Here is a 5,999-nt window from a genome sequence, read left to right as displayed (position 1 = left end):
CCGCGCCCCCGCCGCCCCGCCGCGCCGCGGGGGGGGCGCGCCGCCCGCCCCCCCCCCCCCCCCCCCCCCCCCCCGGCGAGGCCAAGGCCGAGCTGGTCGGACGCCTGCTGAGCGGCCAGGTCGGCGGCGAGGCCGTCGATCTGGTCTCCGGCATGGTCCGCTCCCGCTGGTCGCGCTCGCGCGACCTGGTGGACGCGGTCGAGCAGCTCGCCGACGTCGCCGACCTCACCGCGGCCGAGCGTGACGGCACGCTGGACGACGTGGAGGACGAACTGTTCCGGTTCTCCCGGACGGTGGCCTCCTCCCCGGAGCTGCGCGCGGCTCTCGGCGGCAAGATCACCGACGACACCGTGAAGGCGGCCAAGACCGAGCTGCTGCGGCGGCTGCTGGGGGGGCGGGCCAAGCCCGCCACCGAGCGACTGGTCGTCCGCCTCGTGCGCCAGCCGCGTGGACGTAGTCTTGAAGGAGGGCTCGAAGCCCTCTCCAGGCTGGCCGCCGAGCGCCGCAACCGCTCGGTGGCGGTGGTCACCTCGGCCGTACCGCTCGGCGACCGCCAGAAGCAGCGCCTGGGCGCCGCCCTGGCGAGGCTCTTCGGACGCGAGATGCACCTCAACCTGGACGTGGACCCGGCGGTCCTCGGCGGGATCCGGGTGCGGGTCGGCGACGAGATCATCGACGGCACCGTCTCGGAGCGCCTCGAAGGGGCGACCCGGCGGATGGCCGGCTGAGCCCACGGCCGGCGGACACCGCGGGCGGTAGGCCACACCAACTCAAGAAGCAGTACTGGCGGCCCGAGTTGGGCCGTAGCAGACACATACGGGCCCAACAAGGAGAGCAGGGAACCCAGATGGCGGAGCTCACGATCCGGCCGGATGAGATCCGGGACGCGCTGGAGAACTTCGTCCAGTCGTACAAGCCGGACGCGGCCTCGCGCGAAGAGGTCGGGACGGTCAGCCTTGCCGGTGACGGCATTGCGAAGGTCGAGGGTCTTCCCTCGACGATGGCGAACGAGCTGCTGAAGTTCGAGGACGGCACCCTCGGCCTCGCCCTCAACCTCGAGGAGCGCGAGATCGGCGCGGTCGTCCTCGGCGAGTTCAGCGGCATCGAGGAGGGCCAGACGGTGCGCCGCACCGGCGAGGTCCTCTCCGTCGCGGTCGGCGACGGCTACCTTGGCCGTGTCGTCGACCCGCTGGGCAACCCGGTCGACGGCCTCGGCGAGATCGAGACCGAGGGCCGCCGCGCCCTCGAACTGCAGGCCCCCACGGTCATGCAGCGCAAGTCGGTGCACGAGCCGATGGAGACGGGCTACAAGGCCGTCGACGCGATGACCCCGATCGGCCGCGGCCAGCGTCAGCTGATCATCGGCGACCGCCAGACCGGCAAGACCGCCCTGGCGATCGACACGATCATCAACCAGCGCGACAACTGGCGCTCCGGCGACCCGGGCAAGCAGGTCCGCTGCATCTACGTCGCCGTCGGCCAGAAGGGCTCCACCATCGCCTCCGTGCGCGCGGCGCTGGAGGAGAACGGCGCGCTGGAGTACACCACCATCGTCGCCGCCCCGGCGTCCGACCCGGCGGGCTTCAAGTACCTGGCGCCCTACACCGGCTCGGCCATCGGCCAGCACTGGATGTACCAGGGCAAGCACGTCCTGATCATCTTCGACGACCTGTCCAAGCAGGCCGACGCCTACCGCGCCGTGTCCCTGCTGCTGCGCCGCCCGCCGGGCCGCGAGGCCTACCCGGGCGACGTCTTCTACCTGCACTCCCGGCTGCTGGAGCGCTGCGCCAAGCTCTCGGACGAGATGGGCGCCGGCTCGATGACCGGTCTGCCGATCATCGAGACCAAGGCCAACGACGTGTCGGCGTTCATCCCGACCAACGTCATCTCCATCACCGACGGCCAGTGCTTCCTGGAGTCCGACCTGTTCAACGCGGGCCAGCGCCCGGCGCTGAACGTCGGTATCTCCGTCTCCCGAGTCGGTGGCTCGGCCCAGCACAAGGCCATGAAGCAGGTCTCCGGCCGGCTGCGTGTGGACCTCGCCCAGTTCCGCGAGCTGGAGGCGTTCGCCGCCTTCGGCTCCGACCTGGACGACGCCTCCAAGGCGGCGCTGGAGCGCGGTAAGCGCATGGTCGAGCTGCTCAAGCAGTCGCAGTACGCGCCGTACCCGACCGAGGACCAGGTCGTCTCCATCTGGGCGGGCACCACCGGCCGCATGGACGACGTCCCCGCCGAGGACATCCGGCGCTTCGAGAGCGACCTGCTGGAGCACCTGCACCGCGAGCGCAAGGACCTGATGACCGGCATCCGCGAGGGCGGCAAGATGTCCGACGACACCCTCCAGTCGCTGTCGGACGCCATCGCCTCCTTCAAGAAGCAGTTCGAGACCTCGGACGGCAAGCTGCTGGGCGAGGTCTGAGCATGGGCGCGCAGGTCAGGATCTACAAGCGGCGGATTCGCTCCGTCAGCGCGACCAAGAAGATCACCAAGGCGATGGAGATGATCTCCGCGTCGCGCATCGTCAAGGCCCAGCGCCAGGTGGCCGCGTCGACTCCGTACGCCGAGGAGCTGACCCGGGCCGTCGCCGCCGTCGCCACCGGCTCCGACACCCAGCACCCGCTGACCACCGAGACCGAGAAGCCGGCCCGGGCCGCGGTCCTGCTCGTCACGAGCGACCGCGGTCTGGCGGGCGGTTACTCGGCCAACGCGATCAAGGCGGCCGACCGGCTGACCGAGCGGCTGCGGGCCGAGGGCAAGGAGGTCGACTCCTACATCGTCGGCCGCAAGGGCGTGGCCTACTACGGCTTCCGCGACCGGAGGGTCGCCCGGTCGTGGACGGGCTTCACCGACCGGCCGTCGTACGCCGACGCCAAGGCCGTCTCCGGGCCGCTGATCGAGGCGGTCCGCAGGGACACGGCCGAGGGCGGCGTGGACGAGCTGCACATCGTCTTCACGGAGTTCGTGTCGATGATGACGCAGAACCCGGTGGAGAAGCGGATGCTGCCGCTCAGCCTCGACGAGGTCACGCGGCAGGCGGAGAAGGAGGAGCGGATCCGTCCGCTGTACGACTTCGAGCCGTCCGCGGAGGAGGTTCTGGACGCGCTGCTGCCGCGGTACGTCGAGAGCCGGATCTACAACGCGCTGCTCCAGTCGGCCGCCTCCGAGCACGCCGCCCGCCGGCGTGCGATGAAGTCGGCGACGGACAACGCCGAGGACCTCATCAAGTCGCTGACGCGGCTTGCCAACCAGGCCCGCCAGGCCGACATCACCCAGGAAATCAGCGAGATCGTCGGTGGTGCCAGCGCGCTGGCCGACGCTTCTGCGGGGAGTGACTGACAACTATGACCACCACTGTTGAGCCGACCGCTGCGGCGGGCGTGGCCACCGGCCGCGTCGCGCGGGTCATCGGCCCGGTCGTCGACGTGGAGTTCCCCGTCGACGCGATGCCGGAGATCTACAACGCGCTGACCGTAGAGGTCGCCGACCCGGCCGAGGAGGGTGCGAAGAAGACCCTCACCCTCGAGGTCGCCCAGCACCTGGGCGAGGGCCTGGTCCGCGCGATCTCCATGGAGCCGACCGACGGCCTGGTCCGCCAGGCCCCGGTGACCGACACCGGCAACGGCATCACCGTGCCCGTCGGCGACGTCACCAAGGGCCGGGTGTTCAACACCCTGGGCCGCATCCTGAACGAGCCGGAGGCCGAGTCCGAGGTCACCGAGCGCTGGGCGATCCACCGCAAGGCCCCGGCCTTCGACCAGCTCGAGTCCAAGACCGAGATGTTCGAGACCGGCCTGAAGGTCGTCGACCTGCTGACCCCGTACGTCAAGGGCGGCAAGATCGGTCTGTTCGGCGGCGCGGGCGTCGGCAAGACCGTCCTCATCCAGGAAATGATCATGCGTGTGGCCAAGCTGCACGAGGGCGTTTCCGTGTTCGCCGGCGTCGGCGAGCGCACCCGTGAGGGCAACGACCTCATCGAGGAGATGGCCGAGTCCGGCGTTCTCCCGCAGACCGCGCTGGTCTTCGGCCAGATGGACGAGCCCCCGGGCACCCGTCTGCGCGTGGCCCTGGCCGGTCTGACGATGGCGGAGTACTTCCGCGACGTCCAGAAGCAGGACGTGCTGTTCTTCATCGACAACATCTTCCGCTTCACCCAGGCCGGTTCCGAGGTCTCCACCCTGCTGGGCCGCATGCCCTCCGCGGTGGGCTACCAGCCGAACCTGGCGGACGAGATGGGTCTGCTCCAGGAGCGCATCACCTCCACCCGCGGCCACTCGATCACCTCGATGCAGGCGATCTACGTGCCCGCGGACGACCTGACCGACCCGGCCCCGGCGACGACCTTCGCCCACCTGGACGCGACCACCGTTCTGTCGCGCCCGATCTCGGAGAAGGGCATCTACCCGGCGGTGGACCCGCTGGACTCCACCTCCCGGATCCTGGACCCCCGGTACATCTCCAAGGACCACTACGAGTGCGCCTCGCGCGTCAAGGGGATCCTGCAGAAGTACAAGGACCTCCAGGACATCATCGCCATCCTCGGCATCGACGAGCTCGGCGAGGAGGACAAGCTGGTCGTCCACCGCGCCCGCCGTATCGAGCGCTTCCTGTCGCAGAACACCCACGCGGCGAAGCAGTTCACCGGCCTGGACGGATCGGACGTTCCGCTGGACGAGTCGATCGCGGCGTTCAACGCGATCGCCGACGGCGAGTACGACCACTTCCCGGAGCAGGCGTTCTTCATGTGCGGTGGCCTGGACGACCTCAAGGCCAAGGCCAAGGAGCTGGGCGTCTCCTGACGTCCGCGCCCCACGACAGGGGGCGGGTCCATCCGCCCCCTGTCCCCGCGCACCGTTATTCTGTGAAAACCCCAGTTTCGAGGAGCCACTGTGGCTGAGCTGCACGTCGAGTTGGTCGCTGCGGACCGCAAGGTCTGGTCGGGCGAGGCCGGCCTGGTCGTCGCGCGCACCTCGTCGGGTGATATCGGCGTCATGCCCGGCCACCAGCCGCTGCTCGGTGTGCTGAAGCCGGGCCCGGTGACGATCCGTACGACCGGCGAGAGCGGGGGCGGCACCGTCGTCGCCGCGGTGCACGGCGGCTTCATCTCCTTCGCGGACAACAAGCTGTCGCTGCTCGCGGAGATCGCGGAGCTGTCGGAGGAGATCGATGTCCAGCGCGCCGAGCGTGCGCTGGAGCGGGCGAAGTCGGAGGCGGACGCCGCCGCCGAGCGCCGCGCCGAGATCCGGCTTCGGGCCGCCTTGGCGAGCGCGCACTGAGACCCGCGCACATGTACGTGCCTCAGCCGCGGACCGCACCGGAGCATCGCTCCACAGCGGTCCGCGGCTGAGGCGATTGCTGGCTGCCTACGGGCTGTACGGACGGACGAGGCGAGGAGGTCGGTGAAGATGGTCCTCGCTCTCGTGCTGTCCGGGGCGGTGCTGGCTCTGGCGCTGCTGGGACTGTTCGCCTTCGGGCTGCGGCGGCGGCTGATCCAGCGGCCGGGGGGCACCTTCGACTGCAGTCTGCGGTGGGACGCGCCGTGTTCCGGCGAGGGCGCCGAGGCCGGTGGCAAGGGCTGGGTGTACGGCGTCTCCCGCTACAGCGGGGACCGGGTCGAGTGGTTCCGGGTCTTCTCCTACGCGCCGCGGCCGCGCCGGCTGCTGGAGCGCGAGGCGATCGAGGTGCTGGAGCGCCGCAGGCCCGAGGGGGACGAGGAGCTGGCGCTCCTGTCGGACTCGGTGGTCCTGGCCTGCTCGCACCGCGGCGCCCGGGTGGAGCTGGCGATGAGCGAGGACGCCCTGACCGGCTTCCTCGCGTGGCTCGAAGCAGCGCCCCCCGGCCAGAGGGTGAATGTCGCCTGAGCGGCGCCCCCGGTGCCCGGGGGTTCCCCGGACGGAGCCCGGGAGGGAGCGGACGGACAGCGAACCGGGGGGGGGGGGGGCGGGCGGGCCCCCCGGGGGGGGTGATTGCGGGGGGGGGGGGGGGGGGGTCCCCCCCGGGGG

At 70.9% G+C, this 5,999-nt stretch carries 6 protein-coding genes; all 6 read left to right on the top strand.

Annotated features, from left to right (window positions below):
- Positions 1 to 728 (top strand): F0F1 ATP synthase subunit delta (locus AC2CJA_RS23005; protein ID WP_484604591.1); only part of this gene is annotated, 728 nt, incomplete at its 5' end.
- Between the two features lie 119 nt (positions 729 to 847).
- Positions 848 to 2,419 carry a F0F1 ATP synthase subunit alpha gene (gene atpA, locus AC2CJA_RS23000; RefSeq protein WP_484604590.1) on the top strand — a complete coding sequence of 524 codons (1,572 nt, stop codon included), beginning with the start codon at positions 848 to 850 and terminating at the stop codon, positions 2,417 to 2,419.
- Positions 2,420 to 2,421: 2 nt separating this feature from the next.
- Positions 2,422 to 3,336, top strand: coding sequence for a F0F1 ATP synthase subunit gamma (locus AC2CJA_RS22995; RefSeq protein WP_484604589.1), 915 nt, complete (start codon positions 2,422 to 2,424; stop codon positions 3,334 to 3,336).
- 5 nt (positions 3,337 to 3,341) lie between these two features.
- Positions 3,342 to 4,796, top strand: a complete 1,455-nt coding sequence (gene atpD / locus AC2CJA_RS22990; RefSeq protein ID WP_484604588.1) for a F0F1 ATP synthase subunit beta — start codon at positions 3,342 to 3,344, stop codon at positions 4,794 to 4,796.
- 90 nt (positions 4,797 to 4,886) lie between these two features.
- Positions 4,887 to 5,273, top strand: a complete 387-nt coding sequence (locus AC2CJA_RS22985; RefSeq protein ID WP_484604587.1) for a F0F1 ATP synthase subunit epsilon — start codon at positions 4,887 to 4,889, stop codon at positions 5,271 to 5,273.
- A gap of 129 nt (positions 5,274 to 5,402) precedes the next feature.
- Positions 5,403 to 5,858: a DUF2550 domain-containing protein gene (locus AC2CJA_RS22980; RefSeq protein ID WP_484604586.1), complete on the top strand. Its 456-nt coding sequence runs from the start codon at positions 5,403 to 5,405 to the stop codon at positions 5,856 to 5,858.
- Positions 5,859 to 5,999 lie beyond the last annotated feature (141 nt).

This window comes from Streptomyces sp. ATLC9, assembly GCF_057196705.1.
The sequence above is the reverse complement of the archived record's forward strand: the minus strand, read 5'-3'. Positions and strand labels throughout refer to the sequence as shown.

Coding starts and splice junctions, on each gene's coding strand:
- atpA (WP_484604590.1), top strand. CDS start 848: ATGGCGGAGCTCACGATCCGGCCGGATGAGATCCGGGACGCGCTGGAG.
- AC2CJA_RS22995 (WP_484604589.1), top strand. CDS start 2,422: ATGGGCGCGCAGGTCAGGATCTACAAGCGGCGGATTCGCTCCGTCAGC.
- atpD (WP_484604588.1), top strand. CDS start 3,342: ATGACCACCACTGTTGAGCCGACCGCTGCGGCGGGCGTGGCCACCGGC.
- AC2CJA_RS22980 (WP_484604586.1), top strand. CDS start 5,403: ATGGTCCTCGCTCTCGTGCTGTCCGGGGCGGTGCTGGCTCTGGCGCTG.